27 protein-coding genes are annotated in these 15,468 nt (G+C 65.7%); all 27 read left to right on the top strand.

The window, feature by feature from the left end:
• Nucleotides 1-55: 55 nt before the first annotated feature.
• The 27 genes from tuf (at nucleotide 56) to ABD830_RS35555 (ending at nucleotide 15,260) form a co-directional block, all read left to right on the top strand.
• A complete protein-coding gene (gene tuf, locus ABD830_RS35685; RefSeq protein ID WP_344997595.1) occupies nucleotides 56-1,249 on the top strand; it encodes an elongation factor Tu in 1,194 nt (397 codons plus the stop codon).
• Nucleotides 1,250-1,507: 258 nt separating this feature from the next.
• Nucleotides 1,508-1,816: a 30S ribosomal protein S10 gene (gene rpsJ / locus ABD830_RS35680; RefSeq protein ID WP_012887830.1), complete on the top strand. Its 309-nt coding sequence runs from the start codon at nucleotides 1,508-1,510 to the stop codon at nucleotides 1,814-1,816.
• 14 nt (nucleotides 1,817-1,830) lie between these two features.
• The gene (gene rplC / locus ABD830_RS35675) at nucleotides 1,831-2,484 is read left to right on the top strand and encodes a 50S ribosomal protein L3 (RefSeq protein ID WP_344997593.1); all 654 of its coding nucleotides are present in this window, start codon (nucleotides 1,831-1,833) and stop codon (nucleotides 2,482-2,484) included.
• Entirely contained in the window at nucleotides 2,481-3,131 is a 651-nt protein-coding gene (rplD, locus tag ABD830_RS35670; protein ID WP_344997591.1) for a 50S ribosomal protein L4, read from the top strand. Before rplC ends, rplD begins: the two co-directional genes overlap by 4 nt.
• A complete protein-coding gene (gene rplW, locus ABD830_RS35665) occupies nucleotides 3,131-3,433 on the top strand; it encodes a 50S ribosomal protein L23 (protein ID WP_344997589.1) in 303 nt (100 codons plus the stop codon). Before rplD ends, rplW begins: the two co-directional genes overlap by 1 nt.
• Nucleotides 3,434-3,539: 106 nt before the next feature.
• Nucleotides 3,540-4,376 (top strand): 50S ribosomal protein L2, encoded by an 837-nt coding sequence (rplB, locus tag ABD830_RS35660; protein ID WP_043623439.1) that lies wholly within the window; start codon nucleotides 3,540-3,542, stop codon nucleotides 4,374-4,376.
• Between the two features lie 11 nt (nucleotides 4,377-4,387).
• Entirely contained in the window at nucleotides 4,388-4,666 is a 279-nt protein-coding gene (gene rpsS, locus ABD830_RS35655) for a 30S ribosomal protein S19 (RefSeq protein ID WP_012887835.1), read from the top strand.
• Nucleotides 4,667-4,690: 24 nt separating this feature from the next.
• Nucleotides 4,691-5,044, top strand: coding sequence for a 50S ribosomal protein L22 (gene rplV, locus ABD830_RS35650; RefSeq protein ID WP_020542306.1), 354 nt, complete (start codon nucleotides 4,691-4,693; stop codon nucleotides 5,042-5,044).
• A complete protein-coding gene (rpsC, locus tag ABD830_RS35645; RefSeq protein WP_344997586.1) occupies nucleotides 5,044-5,889 on the top strand; it encodes a 30S ribosomal protein S3 in 846 nt (281 codons plus the stop codon). Before rplV ends, rpsC begins: the two co-directional genes overlap by 1 nt.
• A 2-nt stretch (nucleotides 5,890-5,891) precedes the next feature.
• Entirely contained in the window at nucleotides 5,892-6,311 is a 420-nt protein-coding gene (gene rplP / locus ABD830_RS35640; protein WP_344997584.1) for a 50S ribosomal protein L16, read from the top strand.
• Complete coding sequence (gene rpmC, locus ABD830_RS35635; RefSeq protein ID WP_106253417.1) at nucleotides 6,311-6,547, top strand: 50S ribosomal protein L29; 237 nt, start codon at nucleotides 6,311-6,313, stop codon at nucleotides 6,545-6,547. The genes rplP and rpmC overlap by 1 nt, the downstream gene beginning before the upstream one ends.
• A complete protein-coding gene (gene rpsQ / locus ABD830_RS35630; protein ID WP_344997582.1) occupies nucleotides 6,540-6,824 on the top strand; it encodes a 30S ribosomal protein S17 in 285 nt (94 codons plus the stop codon). Before rpmC ends, rpsQ begins: the two co-directional genes overlap by 8 nt.
• Nucleotides 6,825-7,020: 196 nt before the next feature.
• Nucleotides 7,021-7,392 (top strand): 50S ribosomal protein L14, encoded by a 372-nt coding sequence (rplN, locus tag ABD830_RS35625; protein WP_026214151.1) that lies wholly within the window; start codon nucleotides 7,021-7,023, stop codon nucleotides 7,390-7,392.
• 11 nt (nucleotides 7,393-7,403) lie between these two features.
• Nucleotides 7,404-7,697, top strand: a complete 294-nt coding sequence (gene rplX, locus ABD830_RS35620; RefSeq protein ID WP_345002200.1) for a 50S ribosomal protein L24 — start codon at nucleotides 7,404-7,406, stop codon at nucleotides 7,695-7,697.
• Entirely contained in the window at nucleotides 7,697-8,272 is a 576-nt protein-coding gene (gene rplE / locus ABD830_RS35615; protein ID WP_344997580.1) for a 50S ribosomal protein L5, read from the top strand. Before rplX ends, rplE begins: the two co-directional genes overlap by 1 nt.
• A gap of 4 nt (nucleotides 8,273-8,276) precedes the next feature.
• Entirely contained in the window at nucleotides 8,277-8,462 is a 186-nt protein-coding gene (locus tag ABD830_RS35610) for a type Z 30S ribosomal protein S14 (protein ID WP_020542298.1), read from the top strand.
• A gap of 155 nt (nucleotides 8,463-8,617) precedes the next feature.
• Nucleotides 8,618-9,016, top strand: a complete 399-nt coding sequence (gene rpsH, locus ABD830_RS35605; protein ID WP_020542297.1) for a 30S ribosomal protein S8 — start codon at nucleotides 8,618-8,620, stop codon at nucleotides 9,014-9,016.
• Nucleotides 9,017-9,032: 16 nt separating this feature from the next.
• A complete protein-coding gene (gene rplF, locus ABD830_RS35600) occupies nucleotides 9,033-9,575 on the top strand; it encodes a 50S ribosomal protein L6 (RefSeq protein ID WP_344997577.1) in 543 nt (180 codons plus the stop codon).
• Between the two features lie 2 nt (nucleotides 9,576-9,577).
• Nucleotides 9,578-9,961, top strand: coding sequence for a 50S ribosomal protein L18 (rplR, locus tag ABD830_RS35595; protein ID WP_344997575.1), 384 nt, complete (start codon nucleotides 9,578-9,580; stop codon nucleotides 9,959-9,961).
• 25 nt (nucleotides 9,962-9,986) lie between these two features.
• Complete coding sequence (rpsE, locus tag ABD830_RS35590) at nucleotides 9,987-10,616, top strand: 30S ribosomal protein S5 (protein WP_091090115.1); 630 nt, start codon at nucleotides 9,987-9,989, stop codon at nucleotides 10,614-10,616.
• A gap of 2 nt (nucleotides 10,617-10,618) precedes the next feature.
• A complete protein-coding gene (rpmD, locus tag ABD830_RS35585; protein WP_020542293.1) occupies nucleotides 10,619-10,801 on the top strand; it encodes a 50S ribosomal protein L30 in 183 nt (60 codons plus the stop codon).
• Between the two features lie 2 nt (nucleotides 10,802-10,803).
• Nucleotides 10,804-11,259 carry a 50S ribosomal protein L15 gene (gene rplO, locus ABD830_RS35580; protein WP_344997572.1) on the top strand — a complete coding sequence of 152 codons (456 nt, stop codon included), beginning with the start codon at nucleotides 10,804-10,806 and terminating at the stop codon, nucleotides 11,257-11,259.
• A 167-nt stretch (nucleotides 11,260-11,426) separates the two neighbouring features.
• Nucleotides 11,427-12,731: a preprotein translocase subunit SecY gene (secY, locus tag ABD830_RS35575; RefSeq protein ID WP_344997570.1), complete on the top strand. Its 1,305-nt coding sequence runs from the start codon at nucleotides 11,427-11,429 to the stop codon at nucleotides 12,729-12,731.
• Nucleotides 12,731-13,381, top strand: a complete 651-nt coding sequence (locus ABD830_RS35570; protein WP_344997569.1) for an adenylate kinase — start codon at nucleotides 12,731-12,733, stop codon at nucleotides 13,379-13,381. The genes secY and ABD830_RS35570 overlap by 1 nt, the downstream gene beginning before the upstream one ends.
• A gap of 113 nt (nucleotides 13,382-13,494) precedes the next feature.
• A complete protein-coding gene (gene map / locus ABD830_RS35565; RefSeq protein ID WP_344997567.1) occupies nucleotides 13,495-14,304 on the top strand; it encodes a type I methionyl aminopeptidase in 810 nt (269 codons plus the stop codon).
• Between the two features lie 18 nt (nucleotides 14,305-14,322).
• Nucleotides 14,323-14,754, top strand: coding sequence for a DUF1707 SHOCT-like domain-containing protein (locus tag ABD830_RS35560; protein ID WP_344997565.1), 432 nt, complete (start codon nucleotides 14,323-14,325; stop codon nucleotides 14,752-14,754).
• Between the two features lie 104 nt (nucleotides 14,755-14,858).
• Nucleotides 14,859-15,260 carry a hypothetical protein gene (locus tag ABD830_RS35555; protein WP_344997563.1) on the top strand — a complete coding sequence of 134 codons (402 nt, stop codon included), beginning with the start codon at nucleotides 14,859-14,861 and terminating at the stop codon, nucleotides 15,258-15,260.
• Nucleotides 15,261-15,468: the final 208 nt, after the last annotated feature.

Raw genomic sequence — 15,468 nt, 5'->3', positions numbered from 1 at the left:
CTCCCGGGCCCGAGTGTGTAGACGAAAGTCAGTCAGATTCTCAAGGAGAGAACCAGTGGGCAAGGCCAAGTTCGAGCGGACTAAGCCGCACATGAACATCGGCACCATTGGACACATCGACCACGGCAAGACCACGCTGACCGCGGCGATCACCAAGGTGCTTCACGACCGTTACCCCGAGCTCAACAAGGCGACCCCGTTCGACAAGATCGACAAGGCGCCGGAGGAGAAGGCTCGCGGTATTACGATCTCCATCGCGCACGTCGAGTACCAGACGGAGAAGCGTCACTACGCTCACGTCGACTGCCCCGGTCACGCCGACTACGTGAAGAACATGATCACCGGTGCGGCTCAGATGGACGGCGCCATCCTGGTGGTCGCCGCCACTGACGGCCCGATGCCGCAGACGAAGGAGCACGTCCTCCTGGCCCGCCAGGTCGGCGTCCCCTACATCGTCGTGGCTCTCAACAAGTCCGACATGGTGGACGACGAGGAGATCCTGGAGCTCGTCGAGCTCGAGGTCCGCGAGCTCCTCTCCGCCCAGGAGTTCCCCGGCGACGACCTGCCGGTCGTCCGCGTCTCCGCGCTCAAGGCTCTTGAGGGCGACGAGAAGTGGGCCGACAGCATCATCGAGCTGATGAACGCCGTCGACGAGAACGTCCCCGAGCCCCCGCGTGAGACGGAGAAGCCGTTCCTCATGCCGGTCGAGGACGTCTTCTCGATCACCGGTCGCGGCACCGTCGTCACCGGTCGTATCGAGCGCGGCATCGTCAAGGTCAACGAGCAGGTCGACATCATCGGCATCAAGCCGGAGAAGACGACCACCACCGTCACCAGCATCGAGATGTTCAACAAGATGCTCGACGAGGGTCACGCCGGTGACAACGCCGCCCTGCTGCTCCGCGGCATCAAGCGCGACGACGTCGAGCGCGGCCAGTGCATCATCAAGCCGGGCACGACGACCCCGCACACCGAGTTCACCGGCCAGGTCTACATCCTGTCCAAGGACGAGGGCGGCCGCCACACGCCGTTCTTCAACAACTACCGCCCGCAGTTCTACTTCCGTACGACTGACGTGACCGGTGTCGTGAACCTCCCCGAGGGCACGGAGATGGTCATGCCGGGCGACAACACCGAAATGCGCGTTGAGCTGATCCAGCCCATCGCCATGGAGGAAGGCCTCAAGTTCGCGATCCGTGAGGGTGGCCGCACCGTCGGCGCCGGCCGGGTCGTGAAGATCATCAAGTAGCTAGACCGTCGGGGCGGCGGTCGGCCCTGTACCTCGGAGCCGACCGCCGCAACGCGTGAGGACCTCACGTACGGCGCCGTGATCCAGCAGTTGCTTCGGCCAGCTGCTTGTGACCGAAGTCACTGCCGGATCACGGAAGAAAAGGCAGATCGACTACGTCTGTCTCGTGGGGTTAAGCAGGCTTCGACCTGCACCAAATTAGCGGCAACAGGCCGCACGATACTTTTTCAGACGACAGCGAAGGACACCGAGGCCACTATGGCGGGACAGAAGATCCGCATCCGGCTTAAGGCCTATGACCACGAGGTCATCGACAGCTCGGCCAAGAAGATCGTCGAGACGGTGACGCGGACTGGCGCGAAGGTCGCGGGCCCGGTGCCGCTGCCGACCGAGAAGAACGTGTACTGCGTCATCCGCTCGCCGCACAAGTACAAGGACAGCCGCGAGCACTTCGAGATGCGCACGCACAAGCGGCTGATTGACATCATCGACCCGACCCCCAAGACGGTTGACTCGCTCATGCGGCTCGACCTCCCCGCGGGTGTCGACATTTCGATCAAGCTCTGAGGGAACGCACTGACATGGCTAAGACGATCAAGGGCGTCCTGGGCAAGAAGCTCGGCATGACCCAGGTCTTCGACGCGGACAACCGGATGGTGCCGGTGACCGTGGTCGAGGCCGGTCCGTGCGTGGTGACCCGGGTCCGCACCGCCGACAAGGACGGCTACTCCGCCATCCAGCTCGGCTTCGGGCAGGTCGACCCCCGGAAGGTCAACAAGCCGCTCGGCGACTACCTGCGTAAGCACGACATCACCCCGCGCCGTTACTTCGCGGAGATCCGCACCGACGACGCGAGCGACTACACCCTGGGCCAGGAGCTGCTGGCCGACACCTTCGAGGCCGGCCAGTTCGTCGACGTGACGGGCAAGAGCAAGGGCAAGGGCTTCGCCGGTGTCATGAAGCGGCACGGCTTCGGTGGTCTGGGCGCGTCGCACGGTACGCAGCGCAAGCACCGTTCGCCGGGTTCCATCGGTGGCTGCGCCACCCCGGGCCGCGTTTTCAAGGGTCTGCGCATGGCTGGTCGGATGGGTAACGTCCGCACCACTGTGCAGAGCCTCAAGGTTCACTCCGTCGACGTCGAGAACGGTCTCATCCTGATCAAGGGTGCGATCCCCGGCGCCAACGGCAGCCTGGTCCTCGTTCGCACCTCTGCCAAGAAGGGGGCTGCCAAGTGAGCACCACCATTGACGTCCTCGACGCCAGCGGCGCGAAGGCCGGCACCGTAGAGCTGCCGGAGAACGTGTTCGGCGCCAAGGTCAACGTACCGCTGATCCACCAGGTGGTCGTGGCCCAGCTCGCCGCTCGTCGGCAGGGCACCCACAAGGCCAAGACCCGTGGTGAGGTCTCCGGCGGCGGCAAGAAGCCGTACCGGCAGAAGGGCACCGGCCGCGCCCGTCAGGGCTCGACCCGCGCGCCGCAGTTCACCGGCGGTGGGACCGTCCACGGTCCCGTGCCGCGCGACTACTCGCAGCGCACGCCCAAGAAGATGAAGGCCGCCGCCCTGCGTGGCGCCCTCTCCGACCGGGCCGGCGGCGGTCGCGTCCACGTGGTCAGCTCGCTGATCACCGGCGAGACCCCCAAGACCAAGGCCGCCCTGGAGGCGCTGCGCAAGGTCACCCAGGCTCCGCGCGTTCTCGTCGTGGTCGACGAGGCCGACGAGCTGACCTGGATGAGCCTGCGTAACGCTCCCGAGGTCCACCTCCTGGACGCGGGGCAGCTCAACACGTACGACGTGCTCGTGGCCGACGACGTGGTCTTCACGCAGGAGGCGTATGACCAGGTCGTCGCTCGCCTGAGCGAAAGCGGGAAGGAAGAGGCCTGATGGAGAAGATCGCCGACCCGCGCGACATCATCGTCAAGCCGGTCGTCTCTGAGAAGAGCTACGGCCTGATCGATGAGAACAACAAGTACACGTTCCTGGTGAAGAAGACCGCGAACAAGACCCAGGTCAAGATCGCCGTCGAGCAGATCTTCGGGGTCAAGGTCACCAACGTGAACACGATCAACCGGCAGGGCAAGCGCAAGCGCACCCGTACCGGTTACGGCAAGCGTCCCGACACCAAGCGCGCGATCGTGAGCCTGGTCGAGGGCGATCGGATCGACATCTTCGGTCAGATCGGCTAGCAGCCATAGAAGTGAGTGCGGGCCGCATGGCCTGCGCGGGGTTGAGACCGTCGCACTTCGGTGCGGCGGGCTCACCCATGTAACCGACGAAGGATGAACGAAAAAGATGGGCATCCGTAAGTACAAGCCGACGACTCCGGGTCGCCGCGGGTCGAGTGTCTCGGACTTCTCCGAGATCACCCGCAGCACGCCCGAGAAGTCGCTGCTTGCGCCCCTTCACAGCAAGGGCGGCCGCAACGTACACGGCCGAGTCACCGCTCGCCACCAGGGCGGCGGTCACAAGCGCGCCTACCGGATCATTGACTTCCGTAGGCATGACAAGGACGGCATCCCGGCCAAGGTCGCTCACATCGAGTACGACCCCAACCGCACCGCCAACATCGCTCTGCTCCACTACGCCGATGGCGAGAAGCGCTACATCATCGCGCCGACGGGCCTCAAGCAGGGTGACCGTATCGAGAACGGCCCCGCTGCCGACATCAAGCCGGGCAACTGCCTGCCGCTGCGCAACATCCCGACCGGTACCTTCATCCACGCGGTGGAGCTCCGTCCGGGCGGTGGCGCCAAGCTCGGCCGTTCCGCGGGCGCTCAGATCCAGCTGCTCGCCAAGGAAGGCACGTACGCCACGCTGCGTATGCCCTCCGGCGAAATGCGCATGGTGGACGTGCGCTGCCGCGCGACGGTCGGCCAGGTCGGCAACGCCGAGCAGGCCAACATCAACTGGGGCAAGGCCGGCCGTATGCGTTGGAAGGGCAAGCGCCCGACCGTTCGCGGTGTCGCGATGAACCCCGTCGACCACCCGCACGGTGGTGGTGAGGGCAAGACCTCCGGTGGTCGCCACCCGGTGAACCCGAAGGGCAAGCCCGAGGGCCGCACCCGCCAGGCCAACAAGGCCAGCGACCGGCTGATCATCCGGCGTCGGAGCAAGAGGAAGAAGCGGTAGGAGCAGCCGAAATGCCACGTAGCCTTAAGAAGGGTCCCTTTGTGGACGATCACCTTCAGAAGAAGGTAGATGTCCAGAACGAGAAGGGCACCAAGAACGTCATCAAGACGTGGTCGCGGCGCTCCATGATCGTTCCCGACATGCTCGGGCACACGATCGCCGTGCACGACGGCCGCAAGCACGTCCCGGTCTTCGTGACCGAGTCGATGATCGGTCACAAGCTCGGAGAGTTCGCCCCCACGCGTACGTTCCGCAGCCACGTCAAGGAAGACCGCCGCAGCCGGCGGTAAGCGTCCCGGAAGTAGGAGAAAGCGATGGAAGCCAGGGCTCAGGCGCGGTTCGTCCGTGTCACGCCCCAGAAGGCCCGCCGTGTGGTGGACCTCATTCGCGGGCTGCCCGCTTCGGAGGCGCAGGCCGTGCTGCAGTTCGCTCCCCAGTCGGCGAGCGAGCCGATCTACAAGGTGCTCAGCAGCGCGATGGCGAACGCGGAGCACAACTTCGACCTCGACCCGCAGACGCTCGTCGTCAGCCGGGCGTGGGTCGACGAGGGCCCGACGCTGAAGCGGTTCCGCCCGCGTGCCCAGGGTCGTGCCTATCGGATCAACAAGCGGACGAGCCACATCACTGTGATCGTGGAGTCCCGCGAGCCGAAGGGAAGGACCCGATAGTGGGCCAGAAGGTTAACCCGCACGGGTTCCGCCTCGGCATCACGACCGACTTCAAGAGCCGGTGGTACGCCGACAAGCTGTACAAGTCGTACGTCGCCGAGGACGTGGCGATCCGCCGCATGCTGCAGAAGGGCATGGAGCGGGCCGGCATCTCCAAGGTCGAGATCGAGCGCACGACGGACCGCGTGCAGGTGGACATCCACACCGCGCGTCCCGGCATCGTGATCGGCCGCCGCGGCGCCGAGGCGGACCGTATCCGTGGCGACCTGGAGAAGCTGACCAAGAAGCAGGTCCAGCTCAACATCCTCGAGGTCAAGAACCCGGAGATCGACGCGCAGCTCGTCGCGCAGGGCGTTGCCGAGCAGCTGTCCAGCCGTGTCTCGTTCCGCCGCGCCATGCGCAAGGCGATGCAGTCCGCCATGAAGTCCGGCGCCAAGGGCATCCGTGTCCAGTGCTCCGGTCGTCTGGGCGGCGCTGAGATGTCGAGGTCGGAGTTCTACCGCGAGGGCCGCGTGCCGCTGCACACCCTCCGCGCGGACATCGACTACGGCTTCTACGAGGCCCGTACGACCTTCGGCCGCATCGGCGTGAAGGTCTGGATCTACAAGGGCGAGGCTCCGACCAGCCGCGCCGAGCGCGAGGCGGCCGCTGCCGGCGCCCGTGCCGGCCAGCGTCGCGAGCGCGACGACCGTCGTGGTGGCGGCGCCGACCGTCCGCGTCGTGGTGGCGGCGACCGTCCCCGTCGTGGTGGCGGCCGTGGCGACCGCGCCCCCCGCACTGAGGCGGCCTCGCAGGCCGCCCCCGAGACCGGCCCGGCTGCGCAGCCGGGTGCTGAAGGGAGCTGACCATGCTGATCCCGCGCAGGGTCAAGCACCGCAAGCAGCACCGGCCCGACCGCAGCGGAGCCGCCAAGGGCGGCACCAGGGTCACGTTCGGCGAGTTCGGCATCCAGGCGATTGAGCACTCCTACGTGACCAACCGCCAGATCGAGTCCGCTCGTATCGCCATGACCCGTCACATCCGCCGTGGCGGCAAGGTGTGGATCAACATCTACCCCGACCGTCCGCTCACCAAGAAGCCTGCCGAGACCCGCATGGGTTCCGGTAAGGGTTCGCCGGAGTGGTGGATCGCCAACGTCAAGCCCGGACGCGTGATGTTCGAGCTGTCCGGCGTGGCGGAGCCGATCGCTCGCGAGGCGCTTCAGCGTGCGATCCACAAGCTCCCGATGAAGTGCAAGATCGTTAAGCGTGAAGTGGGTGAGGCGTGATGGCTAAGGGCCTGACCGCCGGCGAGCTGCGGCTCGAGGACGAGGACACTCTCGTCCAGAAGCTGAAGGAGGCGAAGGAGGAGCTGTTCAACCTCCGCTTCCAGGCGGCGACCGGTCAGTTGGAGAGCCACGGGCGGCTGCGCGCCGTCCGCCGCGAGATCGCCCGTATCTACACCGTGATGCGCGAGCGCGAGCTGGGCATCGTCACGGTCGAGAAGGAGACGAGCGATGGCTGAGACCGAGACCACCGAGACCACCGACCAGCGGAACTTCCGTAAGGTCCGTGAGGGCCTCGTCGTGAGCGACAAGATGGACAAGACCGTCGTCGTCGCCGTCGAGGACCGCGTGAAGCACCGTCTGTACGGCAAGGTCATCCGCCGTACGACCAAGTACAAGGCGCACGACGAGGCCAACGCCTGTGGCGTGGGCGACCGCGTGCTGCTCATGGAGACCCGCCCTCTCTCTGCCACCAAGCGGTGGAGGGTCGTGGAGATCCTCGAGAAGGCCAAGTAACCCTTCCTTCTCGACATATACCGCGCCTCGTGGGGGCTCTCAGAGCCCCCATGACGGCGTCCAAGGACGCGGGGCCACATGTGGTCTCGCGTCGCCTGCGGTGCGGCGCTCACGGGTGCTGTGGCCGTGGGAACAAGACAACGACGGTTCCGCCAGGCTCAGAAATGAGAACCGGCGCGACTAACAGGAGTTCAACGTGATCCAGCAGGAGTCGCGGCTCAAGGTCGCCGACAACACGGGCGCGAAGGAGATCCTTTGCATCCGTGTTCTCGGTGGCTCGGGCCGACGCTACGCCGGTATCGGCGACGTCATCGTCGCCACTGTCAAGGACGCGCTGCCCGGCAGCACTGGCGTCAAGAAGGGCGATGTGGTCAAGGCCGTCATCGTCCGCACGGTCAAGGAGCGCCGCCGGCCCGACGGCTCCTACATCCGCTTCGACGAGAACGCCGCCGTCATCATCAAGGACAGCGGTGACCCTCGCGGCACTCGTATCTTCGGCCCGGTCGGCCGCGAGCTGCGTGACAAGAAGTTCATGCGGATCATCTCGCTCGCCCCGGAGGTGCTGTGATGCCGAAGTCGCTGCATGTGAAGAAGGGTGACCTGGTCCAGGTCATCGCCGGCAAGGACAAGGGTGCCAAGGGTCGCGTCATTGCCACGCTGCCGCGCGAGGACCGCGTGGTGGTCGAGGGCATCAACATGATCAAGAAGCACTCCAAGGAGACCCACCAGGGCCCGCGCGGCGCCAAGACCGGCGGCGTGCAGACCATGGAGGCCCCCATCCACGTCTCGAACGTGAAGAAGCTCAAGGACGAGAAGCCCGCCGACAAGAAGGCCGACGAGAAGAAGGCCGACGAGACGGGTGAGGACAGCTGATGACTGCCACGACCACTGAGACCGAGCGCCCGACGCCGCGACTCAAGACGAAGTACCGCGAGGAGATCGCGGCCCAGCTTCGCGAGCAGTTCGGCATCGAGAACGTCATGCAGATCCCGGCGCTGACCAAGATCAAGGTCAACATGGGCGTCGGCGAGGCGGCTCGCGACTCCAAGCTCATCGAGGGTGCTGTCCGCGACCTCACCGTGATCACCGGCCAGAAGCCGGCCGTCGTTCGCGCGCGCAAGTCCATCGCCCAGTTCAAGCTGCGCGAGGGCATGCCGATCGGCGCGCACGTCACGCTGCGAGGCGACCGCATGTGGGAGTTCCTCGACCGGCTGCTGGCGCTCGCGCTGCCCCGCATCAGGGACTTCCGCGGCCTGTCGCCCAAGCAGTTCGACGGGAACGGCAACTACACGTTCGGTCTGACCGAGCAGGTCATGTTCCACGAGGTCGACCAGGACAAGGTCGACCGTCCGCGGGGTATGGACATCACGCTCGTGACCACCGCGAAGAACGACGACCAGGGCCGGGCGCTGCTGAAGCTCCTCGGCTTCCCCTTCAAGGAGGCCTGATCCAATGGCGAAGAAGTCGCTGATCGCCAAGGCGGGGCGCAAGCAGAAGTTCGAGGTCCGGGCGTACACCCGGTGCTCGCGTTGTGGCCGGCCGCGCGCCGTCTACCGCAAGTTCGGGCTCTGCCGCGTGTGCTTCCGCGAGATGGCGCACCGGGGCGAGCTGCCCGGTATCACCAAGTCGAGCTGGTAGATACCCTAAGGGGCGGCCTCAGGTCGCCCCTCAGGTGATCATATTTTTCATGTAAGAACCGGACGTTCTCTCTGAACGCCCATGACCACGCCGAAGGTCCACCGGCAGAGCGCTGCTTGGCCGACTGGAAACCGCGGCGAGGAAGGCCACTGGCCATGACGATGACCGACCCGATCGCAGACATGCTCACGCGTCTGCGTAACGCGAACTCGGCGTACCACGACAGCGTGTCGATGCCGTACTCGAAGATCAAGGCGCACATCGCCGAGATCCTCCAGCAAGAGGGCTACATCCAGGCTTGGACCGTCGAGGACGCCAAGGTTGGCAAGAACCTCGTGGTGGAGCTCAAGTTCGGGCCTACCCGTGAGCGGTCGCTCGCGGGCCTGCGCCGGGTTTCCAAGCCCGGTCTGCGGGTTTATGCAAAGAAGGACAACCTGCCTCGAGTCCTGGGCGGACTGGGCGTCGCGATCATCTCGACGTCCCACGGCCTCATGACCGACAAGCAGGCCGGCAAGCGTGGTGTGGGCGGGGAAGTCCTCGCCTACGTCTGGTAGAGGGGAGGAACCCAGCATGTCGAGAATCGGACGGCTGCCCATCCCTGTGCCCAGCGGCGTAGACATCACGATCGACGGCCAGGATGTCCAGGTGAAGGGCCCGAAGGGCACGCTTTCTCACACGGTCGCGACGCCCATTGCGGTCGCTCGCGACGAGGACGGCGCCATCGCCGTCACCCGGCCCAACGACGAGAACAAGGTCCGTGCGCTGCACGGTCTGTCCCGGACGCTGATCGCCAACATGGTGCAGGGCGTCACCCAGGGGTACTCCAAGTCCCTGGAGATCGTCGGCGTCGGTTACCGCGTCCAGGCCAAGGGCCCGACGCAGCTGGAGTTCTCTCTGGGCTTCAGTCACCCGGTCATCGTGGACGCCCCCGAGGGCGTCACCTTCCGCGTCGAGAAGCCGACCCTGTTCCACGTGGACGGCATCGACAAGCAGAAGGTCGGCGAGGTCGCGGCCAACATCCGCAAGTTGCGCAAGCCTGACCCGTACAAGGGCAAGGGCGTGCGCTACCAGGGCGAACAGATCCGCCGCAAGGTCGGAAAGGCTGGTAAGTAGGCATGGCTCCGAAGACTGCGTTCAGCAAGCACACGGCTGCCCGCACCGTCTCGCGGGCCCGCCGTCACCGCCGCGTCCGCAAGAACGTCGTCGGTACGACCGCGCGTCCGCGCCTGGTCGTCAACCGTTCGACGCGTCACATGTTCGTCCAGATCGTGGACGACACCGTCGGCCACACGCTGGTGAGCGCGTCCACCATGGACCCCTCGCTGCGCGCGCTCGAGGCGGACAAGACCGAGAAGGCGAAGAAGGTCGGCGAGCTCCTCGCTCAGCGGGCCAAGGAAGCCGGGATCACCGCTGTCGTGTTCGACCGCGGTGGCAACCGCTACGCCGGCCGCATCGCGGCTCTGGCGGACAGCGCCCGCGAAGGCGGGCTCGAGTTCTGATGGCAACTGAGAAGAGGAACCACTGATGGCTGCAGCTCCGCGTCGCGGTGGCGGCACCGGTGGCGAGCGGCGGGACCGTCGTGACGATCGCCGCGGTGGCGCCGCCGACAAGGGCGTCTCGTACATCGAGCGCGTAGTGAAGATCAACCGAGTGGCCAAGGTCGTGAAGGGTGGTCGTCGCTTCAGCTTCACCGCCCTCGTCGTCGTCGGTGACGGCAACGGCCTGGTCGGCGTCGGCTACGGCAAGGCCAAGGAAGTGCCCGCGGCCATTGCCAAGGGCGTCGAAGAGGCGAAGAAGCACTTCTTCAAGGTGCCTCGGATCCAGGGCACCATCCCGCACACCGTGCAGGGCGAGGAGGCGGCCGGTGTCGTCTTCCTGCGGCCGGCCTCGGCCGGTACCGGCGTCATCGCCGGTGGCCCGGTGCGTGCGGTGCTGGAGTGCGCCGGCATCCATGACGTGCTGTCCAAGTCGCTCGGCTCGGACAACCCGATCAACATCGTGCACGCCACCGTGGCGGCTCTGAAGGGTCTTTCGCGGCCCGAGGAGATCGCCGCCCGCCGTGGCCTGCCGATCGAGGACGTCGCTCCCGCCCGCATGCTGAAGGCTCAGCGTGAGGGTCTCGCCGAGGCGGCGGCCGCGAAGGCGGTGAGCTAGTCATGGCACGCCTGAAGATCACTCAGGTTCGCTCGAAGATCGGTGGCAAGCAGAACCAGCGTGACTCGCTGCGTTCGCTTGGCCTGAAGCGAATCGGCGACGTCGTCGTCAAGGAGGACCGGCCCGAGATTCGCGGGATGGTCGCCGTGGTGACGCACCTCGTCGAGGTGGAAGAGGTCGACTAGTCATGACTGACAAGGCTCCGCTCAAGATTCACGACCTGCGTCCCGCCCCCGGCGCCAACAAGGCCAAGATCCGCAAGGGTCGTGGCGAGGCGTCGAAGGGCAAGACCGCCGGTCGCGGCACCAAGGGCAGCCACGCCCGTACGACGGTCCCCCTCGGGTTCGAGGGTGGCCAGGTGCCGCTGCAGAGGCGTCTGCCGAAGCTCAAGGGCTTCTCCAACGCCCTGTTCAAGACGACCTACCAGGTCGTCAACCTCGACAGGATCGGTGAGCTGTTCCCCGAGGGTGGCGAGGTCACCGTCGAGGCGCTGGTCGCCAAGGGTGCTGTTCGCAAGAACCAGCTCGTGAAGGTGCTCGGCACCGGCGAGATCTCGGTCGCGGTGAACGTTCAGGCTCACGCCTTCTCGTCCTCCGCGAAGGAGAAGATCGCCGCTGCGGGTGGTTCCGTTACCGAGCTGTAAGAGCTATTACGCGGCGTGGGGGCTTTGACAAATGCCCCCACGCCCGTAGTGCGTTAGAGTTCGCGAGACGGCAGGATTCTGTCCGGCTCGTAAGACCTAAGACTTGAGATGGCAGATCCCCGCACCATCGCATACTCACATCGCCGTAAAGGCGCGCAGGAGGGACCGTGCTGACCGCGTTTACCCGGGCGTTCCGGACACCGGACCTGCGCAAGAAGTTGCTCTTCACCCTGGGCATCATCGCGCTTTTCCGTCTCGGCTCGGTTCTTCCGACTCCGGGAGTTCACGTCCAGAACCTCGCGGCCTGTTTCGAGCAGGCCCGTAACGGAGCCGCCGGCAACATCTACGGGATGGTGCAGCTTTTCAGCGGTGGTGCGCTCCTGAAGCTGTCGGTGTTCGCGCTGGGCATCATGCCGTACATCACCGCGAGCATCATTCTTCAGCTGCTCGTCGTCGTGATTCCGCGTCTCGAGGCGTTGAAGAAGGAGGGGCAGGCCGGTCAGGCCAAGATCACGCAGTATACGCGTTATCTGACCATTGGCCTCGCCATCCTGCAGTCGACCGCGTTCATCGCGCTGGCCCGCACCGGGCAGCTCTTCCCGAACTGCCAGCAGGACGTGCTGATCGACCCCGACAACATCTTCATGATCGTCACCATGGTCGTCATCATGACGGCCGGCACCTCGGTGATCATGTGGCTCGGTGAGCTCGTCACCGACCGCGGCGTCGGCAACGGCATGTCCATCCTGATCTTCACGCAGGTCGTCGCGGTCTTCCCGGCCGAGCTGACCAACATCTTCAAGGCCAACACCTTCACGTTCGCGGTCGTCATGGTGGTCGGCATCTTCATGATCGCCGCCGTGGTCTTCGTCGAGCAGGCGCAGCGGCGCATCCCGGTCCAGTACGCCAAGCGGATGGTCGGGCGCAGGATGTACGGCGGCACGTCCACGTACATCCCGCTGAAGGTCAACCAGGCCGGCATCATCCCGGTCATCTTCGCGTCCTCGCTGCTCTACCTGCCGCAGCTGCTCACGTCGCTCTTCCAGACGTCTGACAACGCCGCGATCCGCTGGATCTCGCAGAACCTGGCCACGGGTGACACCCCGATCTACATGACCACGTTCTTCGTGCTGATCATCTTCTTCACGTACTTCTACGTGTCCATCACGTTCAACCCCACTGAAGTCGCCGACAACATGAAGAAGTACGGTGGTTTCATTCCGGGCATCCGCCCCGGACGGCCGACGGCTGAATACCTGAACTTCGTGCTCACTCGTCTGACCGCGCCGGGCTCGCTCTATCTGGGTCTCATCGCCATGGTCCCGATCATCGCGCTCGCGGTGTCCGGTGCGAGCCAGAACTTCCCGTTCGGAGGGACGAGTATCCTGATCATGGTAGGCGTCGGCCTGGACACCGTTAAGCAGATCGAGAGCCAGCTGCAGCAGCGCAACTACGAAGGTTTCCTGCGGTAGTGCGTCTCGTTCTCGTCGGGCCCCCCGGAGCGGGTAAGGGGACGCAGGCCCAGTACATCGCATCCAACCTGTCCATCCCGAAGATCTCGACAGGTGATATTTTCCGTGCCAACGTCTCGGGGGGCACGGAGCTCGGCAAGCTGGCCAAGACGTACATGGACCGTGGTGACCTGGTGCCCGACGAGGTCACCATCGCCATGGTCCGTGACCGTCTGTCCGAGGCCGACGCGCAGGACGGGTTCCTGCTCGACGGCTTCCCGAGGAACGTCGCGCAGGCGGAGATCCTGCGCGACATGCTCAAGGACTGGGGCCAGGCGCTCGACCTCGTACTCGAGCTCGTCGTCGACGACGACGAGGTGGTCAGGCGGCTGGCCGGCCGGCGCACCTGCAGCCAGTGCGGCCGCATCTGGCACGTCGAGTTCGACGACAAGAAGGACGACAGGTGCGACGCGTGCGGGGGCGCGCTCTTCCAGCGTGACGACGACAAGGAGGAGACCGTGAGGCACCGCCTGGAGGTCTACCAGGAGCAGACGGCGCCGCTGGTCTCCTACTACGCCGACGAGGGCATCCTCGTGGGGGTGGACGCGACGGGTCCGGTCGAGGAGGTCACCCAGCGGGCCATGGAGCAGATCCGCCCGTATATGGGTTAGTACCACGTACGACCGATTTGCGGAGGTGGCACGGGATTCCGTGCCACCTCGCGGTTATTGTGGGGGAATTGGGCCCCCAGCGTGGCCCGTTGAGTGACCCAGGGGGGCACAAGATGTTCAAACGGAACAGACACGGCATCCAGATCAAGTCGCCGGAGCAGCTGGAGAAGATGCGGGCGGCGGGCCTGGTGGTCGGGCGCACGCTCGACCTGCTCAAGCGCTCGGTCGAGCCCGGCATGACGCCGCTCGACCTCGACGTCATCGCCGAGAAGGCGATCAGGGACGAGGGCGCGATCCCGTCGTTCAAGGGCTACCAGGGCTTTCCGGCGACGATCTGCGCGTCGGTCAACAACGAGGTCGTCCACGGCATCCCGACCGACGCCCGCAAGCTGCGCGAGGGCGACATCATCTCGATCGACTGCGGCGCGATCCTGGAGGGCTGGCACGGCGACTCGGCCGTCACGGTCCCGGTCGGCGAGGTGGACCCGAAGCTGACCGAGCTGATGCGGATCACTGAAGAGGCCATGTGGCGCGGCATCGCCGCGCTGAAGGTCGGCCGCCACCTCTCCGACATCGGCTACGAGGTGGAGCGGTACGTCAGGTCGCAGGGCCGCTTCGGCATCCCCCCGGAGTACGGCGGCCACGGCATCGGCACCGAGATGCACATGGACCCGTGGATCGCCAACCACGGCAGGCCCGGCAAGGGCCCGGTGCTGGAAGAGGGTATGTGCCTGGCCATCGAGCCCATGGTGAACCTCGGCACCGAGCGCACCCGCGTGCTGGCCGACGACTGGACCGTGGTGACGATCGACGGCAAGCACTCCGCCCACTTCGAGCACAGCGTCGCGGTGACACATAATGGTCCTTGGGTGCTTACCGCCCTGGATGGGGGCGAAGAGCGCCTGTCCCAACCGCAGAACTGACCCCCGGGAGTGGGTGGGATGGCGAACAGCCCCGAGATGCGAGCTTCCGACGCCGATCGCGACCGCGTCGCCGCCATCCTCCGCGAGCACACCGCGCAGGGCCGCATCACGATGGACGAGTTCAACGAGCGGCTCGAACAGCTCTACAAGAGCAGGACGTACGGAGAGCTGGCCAGGCTGACGGCCGACCTGCCGGACGTGGACCTGCGCCAGGCCCCCGCCAAGGTGTCCCAGAGCCCCGAACGGCGGGGTGGCATGCATCCCGGCATGAAGGCGGCCTGGGGCGCCTGGGCCACGGCCAGCGGCATCAACTGGGTGATCTGGCTGATCGTGAGCATCACGGCCGAGCACGTGGTCTATCCCTGGCCGCTGTGGGTGATGGGCCCGTGGGGCGTCATCCTCCTGATCAGCACTGTCTTCGGCGGTCCGCCGCCCAAGAAGTACCGGTAGGGCTCTGTGCACTAGTGCACTGTGTGCATTCCTCCGCAGTGCGGATATGTCTGGATTTCTAGCGTGAGTGGTGTCGAGAACACGACTCACGGAGGGAATCCGAAATGCGCAAGGTCCTCGCAGCCGCCGCCCTCGCCGGCTCCATCGCCGTCACCGGCCTCGCCGTCGCCCCCGCCGCCCAGGCGGCCACCACGACCCAGGCGGCCACCGCTTCGGTGAGCAGCTGGGGCAAGTTCTACTCGAAGAACCACAAGGCCTACACCTACGGGAAGACCTGGAAGCAGCACGGCAAGGTCTACACCCACTGGTACGGCAAGGAGTTCACCCCGAAGAAGGGGTACGTGTGGTTCAAGTACTACTCCGGCGGGAGCTGGCACAGGTTCGTCCAGGGCTGGGACGGCTCGTACCAGGCGACCTGGTCGAAGCACGGGATCAAGAAGCTGTACACGTACACCTGCTGGGGCGGTCCGTCGACGTACTGCGGGCCGGTGCACCGCATCTACTGAGGCCCCTTTCCCCCTGAAAGGCCCGCCGGGAACGCTCCTCCGGCGGGCCTTTCGCTGTGTGGCCCAGTGCGCGGAGAAGGTAGGGTAAACTCTTACATGGTTGTGTCAGGACGCCTGGCACGCGTTTCGCGTTTTGGGCCCAGGTGTCGTACACTCCTTAGTCGGCTCACTATGACTATCACGCGTCGGTGACCGTTGCCGGTCGCCG

Origin of the sequence: Nonomuraea helvata (genome assembly GCF_039535785.1) — a bacterium.
In the GTDB taxonomy this organism is placed as follows: Bacteria; Actinomycetota; Actinomycetes; order Streptosporangiales; family Streptosporangiaceae; genus Nonomuraea; species Nonomuraea helvata.
This window is presented reverse-complemented; position numbering and strand designations above follow the sequence as displayed.

Excerpts from the sequence above, each read along its gene's own strand:
- rpsJ (WP_012887830.1), top strand. The coding sequence starts at position 1,508 with ATGGCGGGACAGAAGATCCGCATCCGGCTTAAGGCCTATGACCACGAG.
- rplC (WP_344997593.1), top strand. The coding sequence starts at position 1,831 with ATGGCTAAGACGATCAAGGGCGTCCTGGGCAAGAAGCTCGGCATGACC.
- rplW (WP_344997589.1), top strand. The coding sequence starts at position 3,131 with ATGGAGAAGATCGCCGACCCGCGCGACATCATCGTCAAGCCGGTCGTC.
- rplB (WP_043623439.1), top strand. The coding sequence starts at position 3,540 with ATGGGCATCCGTAAGTACAAGCCGACGACTCCGGGTCGCCGCGGGTCG.
- rpsS (WP_012887835.1), top strand. The coding sequence starts at position 4,388 with ATGCCACGTAGCCTTAAGAAGGGTCCCTTTGTGGACGATCACCTTCAG.
- rplV (WP_020542306.1), top strand. The coding sequence starts at position 4,691 with ATGGAAGCCAGGGCTCAGGCGCGGTTCGTCCGTGTCACGCCCCAGAAG.
- rplP (WP_344997584.1), top strand. The coding sequence starts at position 5,892 with ATGCTGATCCCGCGCAGGGTCAAGCACCGCAAGCAGCACCGGCCCGAC.
- rpmC (WP_106253417.1), top strand. The coding sequence starts at position 6,311 with ATGGCTAAGGGCCTGACCGCCGGCGAGCTGCGGCTCGAGGACGAGGAC.
- rpsQ (WP_344997582.1), top strand. The coding sequence starts at position 6,540 with ATGGCTGAGACCGAGACCACCGAGACCACCGACCAGCGGAACTTCCGT.
- rplE (WP_344997580.1), top strand. The coding sequence starts at position 7,697 with ATGACTGCCACGACCACTGAGACCGAGCGCCCGACGCCGCGACTCAAG.
- ABD830_RS35610 (WP_020542298.1), top strand. The coding sequence starts at position 8,277 with ATGGCGAAGAAGTCGCTGATCGCCAAGGCGGGGCGCAAGCAGAAGTTC.
- rpsH (WP_020542297.1), top strand. The coding sequence starts at position 8,618 with ATGACGATGACCGACCCGATCGCAGACATGCTCACGCGTCTGCGTAAC.
- rplF (WP_344997577.1), top strand. The coding sequence starts at position 9,033 with ATGTCGAGAATCGGACGGCTGCCCATCCCTGTGCCCAGCGGCGTAGAC.
- rplR (WP_344997575.1), top strand. The coding sequence starts at position 9,578 with ATGGCTCCGAAGACTGCGTTCAGCAAGCACACGGCTGCCCGCACCGTC.
- rpsE (WP_091090115.1), top strand. The coding sequence starts at position 9,987 with ATGGCTGCAGCTCCGCGTCGCGGTGGCGGCACCGGTGGCGAGCGGCGG.
- rpmD (WP_020542293.1), top strand. The coding sequence starts at position 10,619 with ATGGCACGCCTGAAGATCACTCAGGTTCGCTCGAAGATCGGTGGCAAG.
- rplO (WP_344997572.1), top strand. The coding sequence starts at position 10,804 with ATGACTGACAAGGCTCCGCTCAAGATTCACGACCTGCGTCCCGCCCCC.
- map (WP_344997567.1), top strand. The coding sequence starts at position 13,495 with ATGTTCAAACGGAACAGACACGGCATCCAGATCAAGTCGCCGGAGCAG.
- ABD830_RS35560 (WP_344997565.1), top strand. The coding sequence starts at position 14,323 with ATGGCGAACAGCCCCGAGATGCGAGCTTCCGACGCCGATCGCGACCGC.
- ABD830_RS35555 (WP_344997563.1), top strand. The coding sequence starts at position 14,859 with ATGCGCAAGGTCCTCGCAGCCGCCGCCCTCGCCGGCTCCATCGCCGTC.